The sequence below is a fragment of the Actinomyces sp. ph3 genome (assembly GCF_000308055.1).
In the GTDB taxonomy this organism is placed as follows: domain Bacteria; phylum Actinomycetota; class Actinomycetes; order Actinomycetales; family Actinomycetaceae; genus Pauljensenia.
On the sequence record NZ_CAGY01000008.1, the window covers coordinates 132,177 to 150,969 of the forward strand.

Sequence of the window (18,793 nt, forward strand, 5' to 3'; positions counted from 1 at the left end):
GATCATGCCCTCGGCTGGCGCTCGGCCCACTCTTGCAGGCTCACGCGTGGCCCGGTGAAGAAGGGCGTATCCTCGCGCACGTACAAGCGAGCCTCAGTGTAGCGCTGGGCATGCATGACGCCTTCAAGGCGATCCAGCGAATCGGCCTCGAAAGCCAAAACCCACTCGTAGTCGGAGAAACCGAAGGCCGACAGGGTCGAGCCCTTGACATCGGGGTACTGCGAGAAGCCGTTCCGCCCGTGCTCGGCCATGATCCGCGAGCGCTCTTCAGGAGCCTTCAAGTACCAGTCGTAGGAGCGCACGAAGGGGTAGACCATCGCCCAGTCACGCGGCGCAACCCCACCAAAGCACGCAGGAATGTGGCGCTTGTTGAACTCGGCGGGGGTGTGTAGGCCCATGCAGGACCACACGGGTTCCAAGAACTTCCCCAGCGCACTGGCGCGCAGGCGATGGTAGGCGTCTTGCAAGACCTCGGGGTCGTCATCAAGCCACCAGACCATCAGGTCCGCCTCGGCGCGGAAGCCGGACACGTCATAGAAACCGCGGATTTCTGCGCCTGCGCTCTTCACGTAGTCCAGGGATTCAGCAACAATATGGGCGCGCTCGCTATCATCTGCCGGCAAGAACTCACCCAATGCAAACACGGAATACAGCGCGTAGTGCTGCTTGCCGTTGACCTCATCCAAGTCAATATCGGTCCGATCGCGCGGGTCAGGAACGTAGGAGTGCGCGGCGTGGTGGTGCGGAGCATGCTCGGCAACGTGTTCGGGCGCAGCCTCAGAGTGGCCGGTGTTTTCGGTGTTTTCAGCGGGCTGTGCCGCACGACGGTTCAAGAACGCCATTGATTCCTCCTGTTGTATGGCGGATTGACCGGCGACTCGATCAGGGCCGTCGGAAGAAAGTGAGGCATGCGGGCTCATGTGCTGAGTGCCCGCTTCTGCAGAGTGCTGGGAATGCGCAGGCCGAGCCGGCGCTAGGCAGCAATCCTGGGGGCAGACCGTATGGAAAGGTCCCGTGCCCGTAACGGTCATACGGAAGGGGTTTTCTCCCCTCGCTTGAGCTGCGCGTTCTTCCAGCACATCCACCAGCGATGAGACAAACGCGGGATCCGTCGAGATTGTTTCGGCACGCTTATACGCAATTCCAAGTTCCGCAGCGGTTTCCTTCGCCTCGGTGTCCAGGTCGTAGACAACCTCCATGTGGTCGCAGATAAAGCCGATCGGCACGACGACTACGCCGCTTGGCTTTCCGCTTTCCGAGGCCTCGTTTCCTTCCGGCGTTCCCTGGCTTTTCGGGTCAACCAGTTCGCGGAGGAAATCGTTGATGTCGGGCTCCAGCCAGCGCGCCTGCGGCGAGCCTGAACGCGAACAAAATACTAGGTCGTACCCCAAATCCTCGCGCCCCAAAACACGGCGCACTTCCGGCATAATCGCTTGAATCAGTGCATGGTGCTGGGCCACGTAACTGATTTCGGAAGCGGGGGTGCCCAGGGATGACGCTTCCTCGCCTTCAAACTCAGCGTCCCCGGCCTCGGCAGCGGGGGAAGAAGAAACGGCTGAAGGGAAGGGGAAGGGAGAGGACCCTTCTTCCATGCTCACGGGGATGGAGTGGGTAACGAAAATCAGTCGGATCCCGTTTGGATCCGCCCCACCCTCGACAAGGGCCGACCACGCGCGACGGATCGAGGCAATTTCAGCACTGGCCATGCCGGGCGTCGAATAGTAGGGGCGCACTTTATCGACAATGATGTCGGCGTTCGGGTTGTCCGCACTGTCCTCTGCGCCCAGGACGATACTCCCCCACTTTTCGCTGAGGGACTGCGCGGCCTCGGCAAGGTCTTCACGGTACTGACGGCATCCCGAATACGAGGCGTACGCGGAGGTTGGCAGCACAAGGATGCGTCGCGCGCCGGCTTGGGCGAGCTCGTCCAAGCCCTCGGCGACGAAGGGATGCCAATTACGGTTTCCCCAGCCGACGGGGATGTCGTATCCACGACGCGAGAGCTCAGCGGATAGGTCAGCGATCAGGCGCTGATTACAGGCATTAATGGGTGAAACTCCGCCGAAGCGCTCATAGTGCTTTGAGACTTGGAGTAGGCGTTCGTCGGGGATTCCACGGCCTCGCGTTGCGTTGCGCATGAAGGGGAGGACATCATCCATGCCGTTGGGGCCACCGTAGGACAGCAGCATGATTGCGTCGTAGGGTTCCAATCCCGGCACTTCGAGGCCTCCTTCACGGGTAACGTGGCAAGTTTAGGACCGCACGCCCGCCCCTCGCAGCGACAAAGTGTCAGAAAAACGCGGGATTGCACCGTTTTTACAGTCGTACTGGCCAATCCGGGCACTGTAGAATATTCATGTTCTAAGGAGGATTCATGGACAAACGCGATCGCTACCGCGGCGCACTCATTGGCGAGGCCGCAGGAGACGCATTGGGCTACACCGTCGAGTTCCTCCGCGAACCACAAATTTTTCAGCGCTTTGGCCCTACAGGCATTACCGATTACGTCCTTGATGAGCAGGGCGTCGCACGTTTTTCTGATGACACGCAGATGACTCTCTACACCGCGGAAGGTTTGCTTTTTACGCATACCCGCTGGGCAACGCGCGGGATTATAGGGAGAATCCGCGACTTTATGTCCTTCATGTATCAGGATTGGTACAGGACACAAACCGAGGAATTCAACGGACGCACTAGCTGTGCTTGGATCAGTGGATTCCCCGAGCTTTTTGCGCGACGAGCGCCCGGGACGACATGTATGACGGCATGCGCCGCGGGAGCTAACGGAACTCTCGAGTCTCCGATCAACGATTCAAAGGGCTGTGGCGGAATCATGCGCGTTGCGCCGGTCGGCCTCTTTTACTCAACGAGTTTCTCGAACATGACTCGCCACATGACCTACGCCGATATCCAGCTACAGGGCGCGGAAATTGCGGCCCTCACTCACGGGCACGAGCTAGGTTGGCTTCCCGCCGGAGCCTTCGCGCAGATTGTGTCGATGATCGTCCACGAAGATTCTCCCCTTTCCGAGGCCGTCGCTGCCGCGAGCGCAACCCTTCCCGAAGCATTCCCCGAGGCGCGAATGGTCGGGGTTTTGCAGGAGATTATGGAGCGCGCGGTTTTACTGGCTTCTTCTGGACTCAGTGACTTGGACGCGATCCACGAGCTCGGCGAGGGCTGGGTTGCAGAAGAAACCCTGGCGATCGGCCTGCTGTGCGCACTGCGCTATCAAGGTGACTTTGCGGGGGCGATTGCCGCGGCCTCGAATCACAACGGTGACAGCGATTCTACGGCCGCGGTCGCGGGGACAATCATTGGTGCACAGATTGGTTATGAGGTAATTCCGCATCGCTTCGTCGATCCGCTTGAATTACGCGAGGCCATTGTTGAGATTGCCGATGACCTATCGACTGGGTGCGGCCACCTCAGCGAGTATAGGCCCGTCGATCCCGCGTGGGAACACAAGTACATCTACACCGACTACGTTCAGTGGAGGCGTGAACAGGGCGTTCAGTAGCAAGGAACGGCGCCACCACACCGGGTTAGAAGCACAACCGGTCACAGCGTTTACAAACTTGCGGAGGAAAGTCCTCACACCTCAACAGCGGTGCCCGTGGCGATTGCTGCGAGCATTCCGTTGTCAGCTCCGGCGGTGAAGTAGTCGACGTGCACGCCGACGACCGCGTTTGCTCCCATTGCCTGCGCGCGCTGGCACATCTCGTTGATAGCAGTTTGTGAGGCCTCGAAGAGTTCCTCTTCATAACTCGAGGACCGCCCTCCAAAGAGGTTCGACAAGCCTGCACCAATGTCTTTAAAGAGGTTCACACCCGCGAACGTCTCTCCGGAAACAATTCCGTAGTAGCGCTTGATAGGTGCGCCCTCAAGGGTTGGGGTCGTAACAGCAATCATGGCAACTCCCTTGTCCAGTTGTTATGCCAATCCTATCTGCCGCTAGCGAAGGCGCATTCGCACTGCCACACCCGCGGACTTAAAATCGACCATATGAGGTCAACACGCACGAACTACACGAAACTTTACCGATGAGTACTCCGACCTCACCCACCCCCGAAACTTCAGCGACCCCGACGCGCCAGCCCCGGCCCCGTAACCGAAAGGGGACGATCGCGCTGGCCGTGGGCACCCTGGTGGTGGCAAGCGGCCTGGTCAGTGCAGCAGGATACGAGGCCTATCACGCCTCCGCCCCCTCCCCCGCAGCTACCCACCAAGAAAACACGGACGGGACAACGGTAATCATTCCCGTGGCCTCGGAGAACCCGATCCCCCTGCACGGGCGGATCGACACAGTGGATTATCAGCAGGAATATCAGGGAGTCACCTATAAGAAGCAGGCCCTAGTCTATGTTCCGGCAACATACGTACAGGGAATTCCTGCCAATATCGCATACTTGACTCACGGGTGGATGAGCAGCGCGGAGGAGATGGCAGACGAGGTCTCGCCGGCCATTGATGACCTTGAGCGCAGCGGCGCAGTCTCTCCAACAATCGTTGTTTTTGCGACGTATTACCCTGATCGCTCTTTCGTGAATGATGATTTTGAAACGGATTATCAGCTGAACCGTTTCTTTGCGACCAGCGAGATTAATACTTTGATCGACACGATCGAGTCACGCTACTCAACCTACGCTGGCGGCGACACCACGGATGAATCCTTAAAAGCTAGTCGCGCGCACCGCGCTTTTGGCGGTTTTTCCATGGGCGGGATTACGACCTGGGATGTTTTCGCCCTGAACCCCGACTATTTCTACGGTTACATGCCAATGGCCGGAGAGTCATGGATCGGCCGCGATCATGACGCGCCCCTGCCCCAGATTGCTGACGAGGTGACTCTTGGCGCGCGCAGCCGCGACATGGGACCGCAGGATTTCCGCATTATCGCCAGCGTCGGTTCAGATGATCCGGCTTTGGACGACATGAATCCGCAGCTCGGAGAGTTTTACCGCAAGTATCCAACCCTGATGACGCCCCAGAGCTTGCAGGTGTGGATCGACGAGGGCGGGACGCACTCTCTAGCCTCGGTTTCACGCCAGCTCAGCCACGCACTGCCCCTGCTTTTCACCGGAAGATAGGGCCTTTCCTCGTATCCCCTTTATTGCTGACTACGTTCTGCTTTTCCCGGGCCAGTAGACATTTCCCTTCGGCTTTTATTGCTGCCGAGGTCGTTCCACCCGCGGGAGGCACCCCCGAGCAGCCCGTTGATTTGCAGGCCGCAAGCGCCACATCGACACCACTAGGCACGATTGACACCACTTGGAAGCATCGCATACCCCAAAAACCGCTCGTCCAAAGCTCCAACTGGTGTCAATGCCTCCAAACAGTGCCAATGAGTCTGGGGAATAGCGCAGTTCAAGGAAGAAAGCGTCTGCTCAAGCCCACTAGGCCCCAGCATCTGCCACCGGGCAGGTCCTACAAGTAGGGAATCTCCTCAACCTCACTGACAATCCGCTCGGTTCCGCCCAATTCCAACAGTTCGTCGCGCAGGCTCGCAAGCCCACCGCTCAGGGGAGCTTCATTGACGAGGCGTAGCGCGGCCTCGGCAATAAGAGCGGGCTTGGGTGCGCGCACACTCAGGCCACAGCGCGTGCGCTCGACGGCCTCGGCGTTGAATTGGCGCTCGAAAACGCGCCCGGGTACGACGACTTGAGGGACTTCGTAAGCCAGCGCGTCCATCATCGAGTTTTGCCCTCCGTGATGGACCATGACTCGGGCGCGCGGCAGGAGTTCGGCGAAGTTGAGGCGAGGCGCGCAGTGCACCTCGCGGCCAGCTGCACTGTAGGCAGCTTCGGGCACACCCGCGACATACACATCGCAATCAAGCGCGCTCGAGAGCTGCCGGCCCGCTCGCACGGCAACTCCCGCGGGGACACTGCCCGAGCCGAGGTAGACCACCGCACAATCACGATCGGTGCTGCGAGCATCCAGCTTCGGTACGTCGCCAAGAAAACCGCAGTAGGTCGCCCGCTCCCCCGCCTCCGGTTCCAGCGAGGGACAGCTCGGGATGAATCGACGTTTCATCCCCTCGAGGATTGTCAGGGACGAGGCCGGGGCGGGCATGTCCATCTCGCGCAGTAGGCGTCGGATTCCCGCTGATTTTCGCGGGTTTGAGGCGTAGGCGACGGTCGTTGGCTGCGAACCGCTGCCCACGCAGAGAATCCCTTCGACGCGTGCGGCGATCACCGAGGCCAGGTTGAATTCCGAGTAGACGACGTCGGGGCGCCAGCTGCGCATGAATTCACGGAGCTTCTCAACTACCACGCAGCTGTAGCGATAATCCAGAGCCCCCGTTAGCCACAGCACTTCTTCGAAACTATGAACAGGCTTGCGTCCCATCAGTCCCAGGCGCGAGGCCAGCGGAAAGGTGTGACGAGCGATGGCTTCGGGAAGACCAAGGGGTGAAGGAACGGGAATTTCAAATGCCTGGGCGACCGGATCGACGCAGTTTCCATCGTCTCCCCATGCGAGCGTGACCTCGTGTCCGCGGCTGCGGAATGCGCGGGCGATCTGCTGCGCGCGCGACCATGGGCCGCCCACCCGCGAGCGGGCCAGCATAGGGACGACAAGGATTTTCACGGTTTAAGGGTACGCTCTGGGCGGAAGACTTCCGATCACTCCCACGAAGCCTCTCAATTAGACAATGCACCAATTGGCCGGATCCATTCTCTTAGAGATCAGATCCGGCCAATTATCGATGGCTCATTCCGCGATCTTATTGAACTGCGGTAAGCGCTGTTTTAATCTCTGCAGTCAGCTCTTTTTGTTGAGTTGCCGTCAGATGATGCGAAGTTCGAATCAGTACTGTACCAACGACTTCATGCGAACCAGAATCCAACAATCCGATGCCATCAAACGCGGACAGATACTCATTTCGCGCATTCGCATCTTCAGTATTTGCAAACACTTCAATACAGCCACCACCATCCGTACCTTTTTCGATTGAGTTTTTCCCCGAGTACTGACCATACTGATCCTCGACCTTGCTGTAGCTAAAGAAAATATTGGCGGTATAACCACGAGGTTTATTGAGATGATGATTAGGATCATTCTCTTCAGTCACTGGCGCAAGATCCGAGACACCGACAACTTGACCTAGTCGCGATATGACGAAGTCTTGAGTTGGTGCAGTAACTTGTTTCAGTTGGCGAACGCTCTTCTCAAATCCCTCTTTTGCTTCCTGAAGTTTTTGAATATCCTGAGCGAAGTCAAGTGGCTGACGAAGTTCTTCTGTCTTCTTGTCGATTTCGCTTGCCATATACGGCAAATCATTAGGAATTTGGCGCAACTCTTGTTTCGAGTTCGCAATCAAAACCGTAAGACTATCTTTCGTCGCAATATCAAAGGGCGTTTCTCCTGTATCCAATGCCTGCTGGCCTGCTTCAATCTTCTCCTGCAGTTCAGCATTCTTCTGTTGGACAACAGAAGCAGCATCCTGGAACTCACGCATTGCTCGATTATGAGGCGCAACAATAAACAGGTAGCAAGAAAACACGATTACAACGAGGACAGCAATCGCAATATAAACCAGCCGCCGCGTCAGAGGCTTCGCTGTTTCTTTGTTTGTTGCTTCTTCAGAATCACTCTGAGGGACCATTGACACTCTTCCTTGAGTCTCATCGTTCAACTATGAACTTCTCCAATAAAAACGCAGACAACAAGCAACCAGCCCTCATTTCAGGAAAGCGCGACCGCCCCTCTATTCACCAACGAATAGCGTGCAAGCTGGAGAAGCTTTATCCCTGCTTTTACCCTGAGAGATCGCTGCATTATTGCCAACAGACTAGGATTCTACTCTCAAAATTGGAGGACGTTGTCGAAATTCCCACTCGTTCTTGAGCATCTTTTCAGAAGAAATGGTCGACCAGCTTTGTTTTCACTCACCTCAAGAACATTCAATCGACTAATGGTCTCGAGGACAGGCCGGAGCGCGCCTCCTCCATAGCGTTCAAATTCATCGTTTGGAGTTAGACCTGATCAAACATTGTCGGACTGGTAGGTCGGACCACATCCGAGAAAGTACAGTTCCAGCCTCATGTACAAGAGTTCTTGGTAGCCCGAAGACGCGGACCGGTAGCCCCGGAGATTGCGCCCGTATTCCTCGAACTCAGCGCGACCTTGCGCCTACTACGCAATGCTCAAACAGCGTGATCCTATGACCGCCATGGAACTACACTGTTGCCAACCCACGTCTTTTGGAAAGGACGAATATGTGGCCCAGTCGGAAGCTTGAGCTGTTAACCCCACTGATTGCCGGGCTGTGCGAGGAACGCGGCGTCCAGGTGCCCGCACCGACAGGCGTCGATGAGATGTGGGAGCAGTTCCGCGCGTTGGTCAATATGCGCCCGCCCATGCCCGCTTCACCGCAGTGGCTGGCTTTGCAGGACCAGTTGCTTAGTGAGCTGATTGCCGGGGACGGCGTTGCTTCCATTGACGAGGCCGAGGTCGCGCCCCTGCACCCGAACATTCGCCTGTGGCAGGGCGACATGACGAGGCTCGCGGCGGATGCGATTGTGAACGCAGCGAACTCACAGATGCTGGGATGTTGGAAACCCGGGCATGCGTGCATTGATAATGCGATTCATACGTTTGCGGGTGTCCAGTTGCGTTTGGAGTGCGCTCAGCTCATGGAGAAGCAGGGCCACGAGGAGCCGACGGGCAGAGCAAAGATTACGGGCGCATATAACTTACCTTCGCAGCGCGTCATTCACACGGTCGGGCCGATTGTGCCCGCCGGCGAGGACGCTGGGATGCATCGTTTCGAGCTGATGAGCTCGTACCTGAATTGCCTTGATTTGGCGCAGGAAAGCGGTATGGGCTCGCTTGCGTTCTGTTGCATTTCGACGGGGGTTTTCGGCTACCCGAAGCAGGATGCTGCCGAGGTCGCTGTGGACGTGGTCAATAGGTGGCTCACTGCGACCCAGTCCCCCATGGTCGTTGTGTTTGATGTGTTCTCTGATGAGGATGCGGCGATTTATCGAAGGCTGCTGGGGTTCTAGGGTTGTGGTGCTGTAGGCACTTCTGAGCTATACGGTTTCCGCTGTTGCAAGCACTTCGAAGGGCAGGCAAGCATGGATAAGAAGTCTGTTCAGATTCTGAATCGTTTGATGGACGATCGCAAGAAGCACTCGGTGAGTGCTGAGGAGCTTGCTTATGCCCGGAAGATGGGTGTTGTTGTTGAGGACCAGCCGATTACTCATGCTCAGGCGATTGATATCTTGGAGCAAGTCTTTGAGGCTGTGTCATTAGAGGATGCGGTGCAGGCGTTTTTATATAGCTTGTCCTCACGCGACGTAGATTACCGCTATATTTTGGCCTCCTTCGTGTATGCGCGCAGTTGGTTATCTTTTGATCGAGGTCAGACTCAGGAGGTTCCGGAAGAGCTGACGGGCCCTTTCTTTAACTGGGTCAAGCACAAGGGCGGTGGTATTTGGGGAACGATCGTGAAGTCGATCTTTTTCTTAGAGCAGTTTGCACCGATGGAACGGCGGACTGCGAGCGATGTTGATGTGGAAATTTTGCGGTCGCTCTTGGAGCTGGCTGATTCCATGGAGGACAAGGCCAGTGGCACTGCCCTGGCAACCGCTATCCGCACCGCGAAGTTGCTTCCCTGCAACCAGGCCGAGGCCGTTGGGATCGTTGAGACTCTGGGAATATGCGGGATTTTAGATGCGCCAGGGCACCCCGGTTTTCTGCATTCATTCACTCCCCCACTGGAGCGCGACACCGGTGACCTCAGGCAAAGCCTGTCGTACCCCTTGAACTGGTGGCGTGGGGCTAATGGCGTGAATTGGGAGAATGCAGTCGAGGTGTTTGGAATTATTTTCGATCAACACTGAAGGTTTTAGCGGCGAAGTTGTCACAAGGTAGTGCCAGCTGAGTGTAAACTGACAGCCGGCTTGTTTTTAGCACGGCGTTTTCGAGGCGGAGAGTGCTTTGTTGTTTTAGATAGGCCAGGTTAGAAGGCTAATTTCGTCAACGGCTGAGGAAGTTGCAGCTGATTCAATAAGCCGGTTACAAGGTGGTGCGTGCAGTTGGATTCATCATCCATTAGGTCAGCAAGTCCCGGGAAGACTAATTTATCATCTCTCGCTTTAGTCAATATCTGCTCCGTTGACATGGATATCAAGCGCCAGAACGGTTTGAACTCACCGTATGATGTCATCACCAAAATCGAACCGGACTTGTTCAAACGCGTGACTGACCTATCAGTAGATAACTTCAATCTCCTGGTGAGCCTAGGAGGCTTTAACTCAATTCAGATGAACCAGGCAGTATTTTCTTTCCGTCGATACGAGGATGCATCTTTGTCATACATCGGGTTCACATCAAAGTCCGAAACTATACGTCGAAAAGAGTTACGCGAGGTTGGACTCTATGACACTGTCGTTACACTAGGCCAGGAGTAGCTTGTGACAAATGTAGTCTCGTTGATCGTATCGGTATTCAGCATTTCGCTAGCAGCTTGGGCAGCATTCGAAGCAAATAGGGCAAATAAAATCAGTAAAAACTCGCTTGCCCTTGCAGAACGGCACGCACCAGCGCCCCTGAGTGAGCTCACTAAAATCGCCCCGAAAAAATGGAAATTTCAAAATCAATCTGGACGCAGCATTACCCTGCTTTCTATAGAAGTCATCCCTGACGAAGCGAAAACTTTTTTCCGCGCAGGATCGCTCCCCCATGTTCTGGATTACGAGGACAGCTACACCATACTCGCCGGCTCCTCTCTAGGTATATCACCCGATAGCATAATTATCGATTGGAAGTACACCGACAGCGATGATGAAATTCCCGAACAAACTCGGCGAAATTTGAACTAGCTAGTTTTCAATTCAGATTCTGCTTACATCCAATCATTTTAAGGAAATCACTGCTGAATCAACCGATTTTGTCTTAACGAAGGGCGAGGTACTCGCGATTCTCATTTCCTACAAAATACCAATATCTACTGCCATTTTGTGATCACTAGAATTTTTCTTTCTAAGTAAGTACCCATCTCGAGCGATTGTGATTTCCGATTCTTATTTCAAGGATTAAACAGTATCTTTGTCGACTACATACAGGCTTTCAGCAATCACTATGTTCAAACTAGCTAACGGAAATGATCGCCTCCCTCATATTCTTTAACAAAGATAAGACCAATTATGCTTCCAGCATCGCCAAGAAGGTATCTTCGGAAATGATCCGAATCGGCAGACCTTTGAGCTGGTTTGCTTGGGCCTTCTTGATCTTTCCTGGCGCACTGTGAATAGCACTGCTGTATCCATCATTACCTACGACCAAATAATCCGTGTCTTTGCGGACACTGTCTTGAGGTTCACCGCCCACGTTTTTGAGCGCAAGCATTGCGTCAGCACGAACCATCGAAGTCATTGCACCGGTGAAAACACATCGCATTCCATAAAGCGGATGACCCTCATCAATACAATCTGCGGTTGCAACGATTTCTTTCGCCTTTATATGAGATCCAGAGCTTGTCCCCCGCGCGAAAGAACCCGCATAAGCCGTTTCATCCCCAAAGCTCTCAATCACAATGTCACGCATGCGTAGATAACACTGCACTGTTGCCAGAGCATCACCGTAGGCTCGGTGTTCACCTTCATTGATTACCTCAAAGACCTCGCAAAGGTCAGGAAGAGTTCGATGCTGAAGCTGCGGAAGGGCTCGGCGAGCTACCCGCAGCGTATCAACGTAGTCGTTCCTGAGAGGCTTGCCCAAAGCGCGTTCGTATGCTGTGTAGAGAAAATTCATATCAAAAGACGCATTGTGCGCCAACAGAATTGAATCACCCACGAAGGCATCAAAGTCGCTCACCACTTCATCCAGTGTTGGCGCACCTGCCAGCATTTCATTGGTAATACCCGTTAAATGCACGATAAATGGAGGCAGCTTCTCATCGATCTTGATAAGCGTTTGGAAACTGTCGATAATTTCCCCGTTGTCGACTTTGACAGCGCCAATTTCAATGATGTTACACAGATCAAAATCAAGGCCTGTTGTTTCCGTATCAACTGCAACAAACGACGTTGGTAGGGAATAAAGATTCGCTCCACCTTCGGGCCTGCGTATCCGTCCATGACTCATATGCGTTCACCTTCGATGCATAAGATTTTCTCGATATCTTCAGGATAACGTCAGCTTACTCTTTTCCAGAGCAACAAAAATCTGGCCTCGCCCTACAACTCAAAGAAGGAGGCCGGGCAGCTTAAACGCTACTCAGCACGTGAAGACGCGATACTTACTCCCCCACCCTCCGAGCATGAAAAGTCCAGCCCTCACCAAACGCCCGGTGCAGCAGGAAGCTGGCCCCCGCCAAGGCCAAAGCACACCCCAGTCCCGTGTAGAAGAATGCGAAGAACCAGGTAGGGATGAGGCCGCTTAAGCGCAGCACAAAACCGAAGGACATCATGAAGGCCATGATCAGGTAGCCCTTGAGGTCCAAGAAGCGCAGGAAGTTCAGGCGTTCTGCGTCCAGGCTTCGAATCCTCTGGGCGTTCTTCAGGACGATCTTGCCGAACATTGCGTGGAAGGCGAAGAAGGCGGCGACAGCACCAACAACCAAAGCAACGACAAGACCGACAGCCGCACCGCTCATCTCAACGGCCGAACGCACACCAATCAGCGCGACGTTCATACCCGCCAGCAGCCAAACAACTCCGGCCACGGTAATCAGGTTTTCTTTCTTCATTTTGAGCAGTGTCATCAGCAATCTTCCATTTCATCAGGGGCAGCCGCGACGCTTCCAAAAGCAGCACTCTCAGCCACCGCCTCGTACAAGCCGGTATCAAGAAGGGCAAAAAGAGGCTCACAGTCGGAGCCCTCCATGAGCGAAGTAAAGATCGTCCCCAGAACAAAAGGACAGAGTTTCTCGGGGCTCAGGGCGCCAACTAGCCTTGAGCGCACGACCGCTGAATCCGCATCCAACACATGCTGGAGCCCTTGTTCCATGTGAGCCAGCATCGGGCCGCGCGCAGCCTCCAAGGCCTTGTGCTCAGTGCGGGGAAGACGACGCATCTCGGCAAACCAATCAACGTCCATCTGCGCCAAAGCCTCACCCAAAGCACCACGCAATTTCCGCACGTAGTCAGTGAAACTTTCGCGACCGTCGACCTTGCAACACTCCTCGAAGAGCGCCTGGCCAAAGAATCGTGTGAATACTGCGGCCGTTAGGTCCACTTTTGTGGGGAAGTACATGTAGACCGAGCCGACGGCGATCCCGCATGCCGCGGCCAGTTTTCGCACGGAGAGCGCGGAGATTCCTTCGCGCGCAGCAATCGAATACGCCTGGTCGATGAGTTTGTCTTTGTCGATGACCTGCTTGGGCACGAAACTCCCCCTCTCGCCGGTTTCGCTCGATAATGAACAGTGTTCACTATAGCCGCTTCCAAGCATGTAAGCCGCATGGGTACAATTCCCACCTCACCTAAAAGAGACATTCCCGGAGCCCTAAGACCAGAGCTAAAGCCAAACACGATCACGCCCGCTTTCCACGGTGATATCCTCGCCGGTAGTGCAAGTTTTCACCAGAGAGTAGGCTCGCCGTGTACAAAGTCGTGCGCACCGCTTTGCCGCTCCTTTTCATTGCTGCGGTCTACAGTGGCGGGCCCTTTTATGACGTCTTCGGCTGGGGAACAGATTGGCCGACCTGGGGTACTCTCCTACTAATCATTGGGATCGCGAATATCCTCTGCGCATGCTTCGATCGAGCAGAAGGCAGCCCACGCAGGCTGGCTTTTTGGGATCTGGTTCTCAAGCTCTGCATGATCCCCTTCTACACGCTGATATTCCTCTACGCCACGGGCATCGCGACGATCATGTTTGTCATCCCAGGGCTTTTTCTTGCAGCGCCTTTCGTCGTGGTTCCCTTGCTCGCAATGTCGTACCTCCTGATGCTCGCGACGTCCTCTTACGGTTTCGCGGCCTCGATTCGCGCGACGAAACGCGGGCTACTCCCCGGTTCTCTCGCAGCACTCCACATAGCACTGCACTTCTTCGCCGTCGCGGACTTCTTTTCCGCCGCTGTCCTCTACCTGCAGCTGCGCAGAGCGGACAAGGCGCGCATAGCCAGCGCCGAGGCCTCGGCAGGCGCCCCACCCCAACAACCCACCGACGTACAATGACCAAATGACTGAAACAAGCAGACGAGCGCAATGGTTTTCCGATAACGAACGCAACTGGGACGACCGCGCCGAGCTGCACATGGCTGGCAACTACTGCGACTACCAGCGTCTTCTCGAGGACCCAACTGCCATTAGCGCCGAACTGGCCCAAGATATCGAAAAATTCGGCGATCTCACCGGCAAAGAGGTCATCCACCTGCAGTGCCACGTCGGAACCGACACGATCGGTTTTGCGCGCCGCGGGGCCTCGCGCGTCATTGGCCTCGATCTTTCCGAGGCCTCGCTTGCCCACGCGCGCAGCATCGCCCAGCGCGCGGGCGCCGACATCAAGTTCGTTCACACGAACGTGTACGACGCTCGCGAAGCAGTGTCCGGAGATTTCGACTTGGTTTACACCTCGATCGGTGTTCTGTGCTGGCTGCCCGATATCGCCCAGTGGACGCGGGTCGTTGCTTCTCTCCTCAAACCGGGCGGTACTTTCTTCATCCGCGATGACCACCCGATGTTCATGACAATCGGGGAGGACATTTCCGACGGGCTCAAGATTGAGCAGCCATACTTCGAGCAGGACGCTCCGATGACATGGGATGACGATTCAAGCTACGTGGATTCCCCCGGAGCACCGCGGATTACTCACACAACGAACCACCAGTGGAATCATTCCCTCGGCCAGATCGTCACGGCTCTCATCAACGCGGGCTTGGTGATCGATGAGCTTGAGGAGACCCCGCGCGCTGCATGGTGCCCGTGGCCCGAACTCATGGAACAAGATTCCACTGGCGGATGGCATCTTCGTGAGCACCCCGAACGTCTGCCCCTTCAGTTTGCGATCACCGCACACAAAAACTGAGGGCACACTCCTACTCCGCTTGGATCATGCGTTTTCGGGCGCATGTATTCGAGCAGATCCACGTGTCATCCTCCTTGATTCGGGGTTGCCGGTTTACTACCACGAACCCCACTCCACGGGAGGTGCTGCAACCCCCTCCTCTCACTCACGGCCCCCAGGGAGAGTGGGTAACATAGTCACGACTATTGCAAACTTTCAAACAGAGTGAGGGGTACACATGTCCACCATCGCGCGTGTCACCGCACCCATCCTTTTGATTCTCGCGGCATACATCGGCGGCGGCGCCCAGCTCATCTTCCCGCACAGCATCGCCGACACCAACGACGCCGTCTGGATCATCGCAGTCCTGGCCGCCGGCCTACTGAACCTCGCGAGCATCCTATGGCTTCAGCGCGACACCAGCGCACGCTCGCTCGCACTGCAGGGACTACTCCTCAAGCTCTGTATCCTCCCCCTCAACATCGGCTTCCTCCCCTTCACAGCATTCCTTGCTGCAGGCTTCTTGGCCCCCTCATATCTCGTGCTAGCCCTCGCCTACCTATTCACACTCATATGCGGCATGTACGCACTCCTGCTGACGAGTTCGCAGTACGGTATAGCCGCGGCGCATCGCGCCCACACGGAGGGCCTCCTCAGCCCCTCCTCACAACACAGGTACATCTCGATGCACTGCTTGCCGTTTGCCGATCTCATCTCCAGCATCTGGCTCTACATAGTCCTACATAGGGCACAGAAGCTCGCCTCGGACTCCTAAACATCCAACACCCCACCCACGGCCGCGATGATGTATTCACGGGACAAGCGAGACGACGATAGAAAGTAGCCGCCACGTGTCCAAGATTATCCGCGTCGCAGCTCCCGTCCTCCTCGTCATAGCCGCGCATAGCGACCAGTGCTACCGCATTGGATTCGAATTGACCTGGAACATGCGGCTCGCCTTGTTTGCGGTTGCCGCATCGGCAAATCTCATCTCCCTCTTCTAGTTGTGCCGTGACGAGAGCCCGCGTGTGCTGGCATTGCGGAGCCTGCTGCTCAAAATCGTTCTGGTCCCGTTCAACTTCCCCCTGCTTAAGTACACATATGCCTGGCCTACTTATTCATTTCCCTTCATGATTTCTTCAAGATAATGCGCTTGATCTACATGCAGGTGGGCCTGGCTTACCTATGCCTCCTCATCTCGTCGTGCTACGGCATCACCGCCGGGCTTCGCGCCCGCAACCAGGGCCTTAGTAACCCGAAGAGGACGAGGCTCCACATTCCCATGCAGCTGTTCCCCATCGCTGCCCCGGCCTCGTCCTACAAGCTTTACATGCACCTACGCAAGGTCGACGATGCCACCCCCGCAACCCCCGACCAACACCCGGTCACCCACACTCAACTCTGAAGAGCCACCAAATGCATGTCAGCAGTCCCCGTGACTGGACGGCGCAGATTAATTCGAAACACTCACATAATACGGAGCCGCTACATGTTCGTAACGGCTCCGGAGTACAGGTTCCTCTCGACTCGAGCGCTACAGACCGAGGAGCTCCTTCTTCTTAAGGTCGAACTCATCTTGGGTCAGGATGCCCATATCAACAAGTTCCTTCAGCTTCTTCAACATCTCAATCTTCTCCTCCGTAGACATCTCGTGAGCGGAGGATTTCGCGGGCTGCCCCTGGGGACCGATGGCTTGCACCATGTTCATGCCGAATAGCATGCCACCGCCTTCGCCAAGACCATTGTCCTGGATACCTTGCGCAATTTTCTGCTGGGCGGCCATGTTGCCAGCTCGCTCGGAGGTATCCTCGTAAGCCCTCACGTTCATTCGGTTGGAAGAGAACTGGTTGACGAGCTGACGAGAATGGTCGGATAGCTCGATATTCTCGATTGCAACCTTCGTGATCTGCATGCCGAAGCGCTCTGGCCATGAACCCGCGTTGTACGTGTCCTCAGAGATGCGCTTCGCAATCTCGACCGCCTGTGCCGGCAGCTGGGAGATTCGATATGTGCTCGACATGCCATTTAGCGCAACGATGAACGACTGCAGAAATTCGGAAACCATCTGGCCACGAGCTTTGGGGTCGTCGAATGTGTAGCTGCTGATGTTCGCCGGTACGAAGTTGCGAATGAACTTATCGGCGTCGACGACCTTAACGGAGAATCCGCCATAGGCGTATATCTCAAGGTCGCATTCGTAGTAATGGTCGTTGTAGACCTGCGGGCCTCTGGTGCCGAATTTGATGTCACGAATCTCACGAAGATTCACAAACGCTATGCGCTTTTCGGATGAGCTGATTCCGCCATGGGAGAATCGGTCGCCCAGCTGCCGGAAGATCGAATCCGAGTTGCCGCCCCTGAAGATACTGGATTCGCCGTCTTGGTATTCGTATGGACCGGGCTCGGACACTACGGTCTCGATGCCTCCCTGGCTGAAGATATACGCCGCAGTGTTTTCTGGTACGAAAATCTTGGAACCGTTTGAGATCACGCCTTGCGAGCCGAGGAGATTGCTTCCGCGTCCGTTGTTGGTGGACTTCAGAACGCCCGGAGCGACAACGGTGTGCTCGTCGAAATAGCCAGCGGTTATCAGGTCAAGCCATTGGTCGGCAAGGGTTCCACCTAGTGAATCAGTCGCTGCTTTTATAAGTCCCATGTCAATCTCACCTTCTTAGAGCACTTGCTCGGTGTCGCAATACTTGCATACAGCGGTCTTGCCCTTTACGCCCGTAATCGGGGCGTGGCAACCGGAGCACTTTGTCGAAACACGCTCGACAGAGCTTTTCTGCTGTTGGCCCGATTTGCCGAATCCGAAACCGAAGGCAGCACCGACTTCGCCAAAAGCGTCCCTAAGCTGGCCAACGACCGTATCCTCGAAGTCATATTCGGGTGCATCCTGACTTTCGAGTGCATTCGCAGAATCCCTGCCGGTTACCAAGCGGCTGATCTCGTTCGCCCAAATGCCGGCGTTCTTCTTTGCTTTGGTCTGAAACGCAAATTCCTCGATACCCTGCTGCGTGTAAATCTGCAGGATAGCGTGTCCGTTCCGCGCTTTCCCCACAAGCGCTTGGCACTTGCCGCCAATCACCTTGACCTGATTCAGGGGAATGTAACGAACGCCCTTCGTCCCCATGAAGACGCCCCTGCGGACGTGAATCAGATTGAGGTTGGTCAGAATTAGTTCGTCCGTGTAAGCGGTGGAGAGCTTATTGGGCTCGTAGCAGATGCCCGTCTCTTGGAGCACAACCCCCTCGTTAGGCTGTAATTGATACCTAGCCATCCGAATACCTCCGTCTATGCAACGTCGGAGCGATCCGTACCCAAATATGTCTCATATACTAGCAATAAATTCACCATGCTGTGAGTTTTGCTACTGATGACGCTGCGCAGCCCCAAATAAGTGTTCCGGTCACAGTAATGCACGTCGGCAGCTCCGAGGAAACCGTTTCGGAAACCCGTGTCATTCCCGAAACGGCGGATGGGTGCAGGGTACTTGCACCTTGCCGTGGGACCAGGGCGCGAAACCGCGGAAGGCAGGCGGAAAAGCCGTTCAAGCGAGTGCCTCCCTCCTACTTCACACGCCAACGGCCCCAGGCACGCTACCCGGGGCGTTCGTCGTCGCCGTCATTGGTCCTCATTGAAGGCGCAGAGGCCCAACAGGTCCTCGACATTCTTGCGCGTGAAACGGAGGTTCTGCCCGATGCGCGTGCCGGCGAGGGCGCCGTCCTTGGTGAGCCGGTACACCATCGTGGTGCTCACCTGCAGATAGGCGGCCAGATCTTTGATCGTGAACAGCGGCTAGAGCCCCAGCGTCTCGGCGTGCATCTCCATCGTC

General features: G+C 55.8%; 19 protein-coding genes. 9 read left to right on the forward strand and 10 right to left on the reverse strand.

All coding sequences use genetic code 11. From position 1 onward, the window contains the following. Positions 1-2 precede the first annotated feature (2 nt). Positions 3-2,219 (reverse strand): hydrogen peroxide-dependent heme synthase, encoded by a 2,217-nt coding sequence (gene hemQ / locus HGAS_RS08070; protein ID WP_019127294.1) that lies wholly within the window; start codon positions 2,217-2,219, stop codon positions 3-5. Positions 2,220-2,374: 155 nt separating this feature from the next. Between hemQ and HGAS_RS08075 the strand changes: the two genes are divergently transcribed. Further along, on the forward strand, positions 2,375-3,517 hold the full coding sequence (locus tag HGAS_RS08075; RefSeq protein WP_019127295.1) for an ADP-ribosylglycohydrolase family protein: 1,143 nt from the start codon (positions 2,375-2,377) through the stop codon (positions 3,515-3,517). A 74-nt stretch (positions 3,518-3,591) separates the two neighbouring features. Here HGAS_RS08075 and HGAS_RS08080 read toward each other — a convergent pair whose 3' ends face one another. Continuing rightward, on the reverse strand, positions 3,592-3,909 hold the full coding sequence (locus HGAS_RS08080; protein ID WP_019127296.1) for a heavy metal-binding domain-containing protein: 318 nt from the start codon (positions 3,907-3,909) through the stop codon (positions 3,592-3,594). Between the two features lie 131 nt (positions 3,910-4,040). Here HGAS_RS08080 and HGAS_RS08085 point away from each other — a divergent pair, with 131 nt between their 5' ends. Next, entirely contained in the window at positions 4,041-5,087 is a 1,047-nt protein-coding gene (locus HGAS_RS08085) for an alpha/beta hydrolase (protein ID WP_019127297.1), read from the forward strand. A 337-nt stretch (positions 5,088-5,424) separates the two neighbouring features. Here the strand turns inward: HGAS_RS08085 and HGAS_RS08090 are convergent, their stop codons facing one another. Further along, positions 5,425-6,567, reverse strand: coding sequence for a glycosyltransferase (locus HGAS_RS08090; RefSeq protein ID WP_026066733.1), 1,143 nt, complete (start codon positions 6,565-6,567; stop codon positions 5,425-5,427). Positions 6,568-6,724: 157 nt separating this feature from the next. Next, positions 6,725-7,606 (reverse strand): hypothetical protein, encoded by an 882-nt coding sequence (locus tag HGAS_RS08095; RefSeq protein ID WP_019127299.1) that lies wholly within the window; start codon positions 7,604-7,606, stop codon positions 6,725-6,727. Positions 7,607-8,219: 613 nt separating this feature from the next. Here HGAS_RS08095 and HGAS_RS08100 point away from each other — a divergent pair. From HGAS_RS08100 to HGAS_RS08115, 3 genes are all read left to right on the forward strand, one after another. Continuing rightward, the gene (locus tag HGAS_RS08100; RefSeq protein ID WP_019127300.1) at positions 8,220-9,008 is read left to right on the forward strand and encodes a protein-ADP-ribose hydrolase; all 789 of its coding nucleotides are present in this window, start codon (positions 8,220-8,222) and stop codon (positions 9,006-9,008) included. 72 nt (positions 9,009-9,080) lie between these two features. After that, positions 9,081-9,848, forward strand: coding sequence for a hypothetical protein (locus tag HGAS_RS08105; RefSeq protein ID WP_019127301.1), 768 nt, complete (start codon positions 9,081-9,083; stop codon positions 9,846-9,848). Between the two features lie 573 nt (positions 9,849-10,421). Continuing rightward, positions 10,422-10,829, forward strand: coding sequence for a hypothetical protein (locus tag HGAS_RS08115; RefSeq protein WP_019127303.1), 408 nt, complete (start codon positions 10,422-10,424; stop codon positions 10,827-10,829). Positions 10,830-11,151: 322 nt separating this feature from the next. On the opposite strand, the gene HGAS_RS08660 is transcribed toward HGAS_RS08115, so the two are convergent. The 3 genes from HGAS_RS08660 to HGAS_RS08130 all read right to left on the reverse strand — a co-directional run bounded on the left by HGAS_RS08660 (position 11,152) and on the right by HGAS_RS08130 (position 13,335). Further along, positions 11,152-12,093, reverse strand: a complete 942-nt coding sequence (locus HGAS_RS08660; RefSeq protein WP_019127304.1) for an exonuclease domain-containing protein — start codon at positions 12,091-12,093, stop codon at positions 11,152-11,154. A 154-nt stretch (positions 12,094-12,247) separates the two neighbouring features. After that, positions 12,248-12,712, reverse strand: coding sequence for a hypothetical protein (locus HGAS_RS08125; RefSeq protein ID WP_019127305.1), 465 nt, complete (start codon positions 12,710-12,712; stop codon positions 12,248-12,250). After that, positions 12,712-13,335: a TetR/AcrR family transcriptional regulator gene (locus tag HGAS_RS08130; RefSeq protein ID WP_019127306.1), complete on the reverse strand. Its 624-nt coding sequence runs from the start codon at positions 13,333-13,335 to the stop codon at positions 12,712-12,714. Before HGAS_RS08130 ends, HGAS_RS08125 begins: the two co-directional genes overlap by 1 nt. Positions 13,336-13,562: 227 nt before the next feature. On the opposite strand from HGAS_RS08130, the gene HGAS_RS08135 reads away from it, so the two are divergent. From HGAS_RS08135 to HGAS_RS08920, 4 genes are all read left to right on the forward strand, one after another. Beyond that, positions 13,563-14,129 (forward strand): hypothetical protein, encoded by a 567-nt coding sequence (locus HGAS_RS08135; RefSeq protein WP_233993747.1) that lies wholly within the window; start codon positions 13,563-13,565, stop codon positions 14,127-14,129. Positions 14,130-14,133: 4 nt separating this feature from the next. Beyond that, a complete protein-coding gene (locus HGAS_RS08140; RefSeq protein ID WP_019127308.1) occupies positions 14,134-14,979 on the forward strand; it encodes a class I SAM-dependent methyltransferase in 846 nt (281 codons plus the stop codon). Between the two features lie 217 nt (positions 14,980-15,196). Then, entirely contained in the window at positions 15,197-15,733 is a 537-nt protein-coding gene (locus tag HGAS_RS08145) for a hypothetical protein (protein ID WP_019127309.1), read from the forward strand. A 507-nt stretch (positions 15,734-16,240) separates the two neighbouring features. Further along, a complete protein-coding gene (locus HGAS_RS08920; RefSeq protein ID WP_267878825.1) occupies positions 16,241-16,363 on the forward strand; it encodes a hypothetical protein in 123 nt (40 codons plus the stop codon). Positions 16,364-16,492: 129 nt separating this feature from the next. Here HGAS_RS08920 and HGAS_RS08915 read toward each other — a convergent pair whose 3' ends face one another. The 3 genes from HGAS_RS08915 to HGAS_RS08855 form a co-directional block, all read right to left on the reverse strand. Next, on the reverse strand, positions 16,493-17,614 hold the full coding sequence (locus tag HGAS_RS08915) for an SPFH domain-containing protein (protein WP_019127312.1): 1,122 nt from the start codon (positions 17,612-17,614) through the stop codon (positions 16,493-16,495). A gap of 15 nt (positions 17,615-17,629) precedes the next feature. Then, the gene (locus tag HGAS_RS08165; protein WP_148331402.1) at positions 17,630-18,202 is read right to left on the reverse strand and encodes a hypothetical protein; all 573 of its coding nucleotides are present in this window, start codon (positions 18,200-18,202) and stop codon (positions 17,630-17,632) included. A gap of 380 nt (positions 18,203-18,582) precedes the next feature. After that, positions 18,583-18,753 (reverse strand): helix-turn-helix domain-containing protein, encoded by a 171-nt coding sequence (locus tag HGAS_RS08855; RefSeq protein WP_316106447.1) that lies wholly within the window; start codon positions 18,751-18,753, stop codon positions 18,583-18,585. Positions 18,754-18,793: the final 40 nt, after the last annotated feature.

What these genes read in the sequence shown, in the direction of transcription:
- HGAS_RS08140 (WP_019127308.1), top strand. Translation starts at nt 14,134, where the DNA reads ATGACTGAAACAAGCAGACGAGCGCAATGGTTTTCCGATAACGAACGC.
- HGAS_RS08145 (WP_019127309.1), top strand. Translation starts at nt 15,197, where the DNA reads ATGTCCACCATCGCGCGTGTCACCGCACCCATCCTTTTGATTCTCGCG.
- HGAS_RS08095 (WP_019127299.1), bottom strand. Translation starts at nt 7,606, where the DNA reads ATGGTCCCTCAGAGTGATTCTGAAGAAGCAACAAACAAAGAAACAGCG.
- HGAS_RS08080 (WP_019127296.1), bottom strand. Translation starts at nt 3,909, where the DNA reads ATGATTGCTGTTACGACCCCAACCCTTGAGGGCGCACCTATCAAGCGC.
- HGAS_RS08090 (WP_026066733.1), bottom strand. Translation starts at nt 6,567, where the DNA reads ATGCTGGCCCGCTCGCGGGTGGGCGGCCCATGGTCGCGCGCGCAGCAG.
- HGAS_RS08075 (WP_019127295.1), top strand. Translation starts at nt 2,375, where the DNA reads ATGGACAAACGCGATCGCTACCGCGGCGCACTCATTGGCGAGGCCGCA.
- HGAS_RS08920 (WP_267878825.1), top strand. Translation starts at nt 16,241, where the DNA reads ATGCAGCTGTTCCCCATCGCTGCCCCGGCCTCGTCCTACAAGCTTTAC.
- HGAS_RS08915 (WP_019127312.1), bottom strand. Translation starts at nt 17,614, where the DNA reads ATGGGACTTATAAAAGCAGCGACTGATTCACTAGGTGGAACCCTTGCC.
- HGAS_RS08660 (WP_019127304.1), bottom strand. Translation starts at nt 12,093, where the DNA reads ATGAGTCATGGACGGATACGCAGGCCCGAAGGTGGAGCGAATCTTTAT.
- HGAS_RS08100 (WP_019127300.1), top strand. Translation starts at nt 8,220, where the DNA reads ATGTGGCCCAGTCGGAAGCTTGAGCTGTTAACCCCACTGATTGCCGGG.
- HGAS_RS08125 (WP_019127305.1), bottom strand. Translation starts at nt 12,712, where the DNA reads ATGACACTGCTCAAAATGAAGAAAGAAAACCTGATTACCGTGGCCGGA.
- HGAS_RS08105 (WP_019127301.1), top strand. Translation starts at nt 9,081, where the DNA reads ATGGATAAGAAGTCTGTTCAGATTCTGAATCGTTTGATGGACGATCGC.
- HGAS_RS08085 (WP_019127297.1), top strand. Translation starts at nt 4,041, where the DNA reads ATGAGTACTCCGACCTCACCCACCCCCGAAACTTCAGCGACCCCGACG.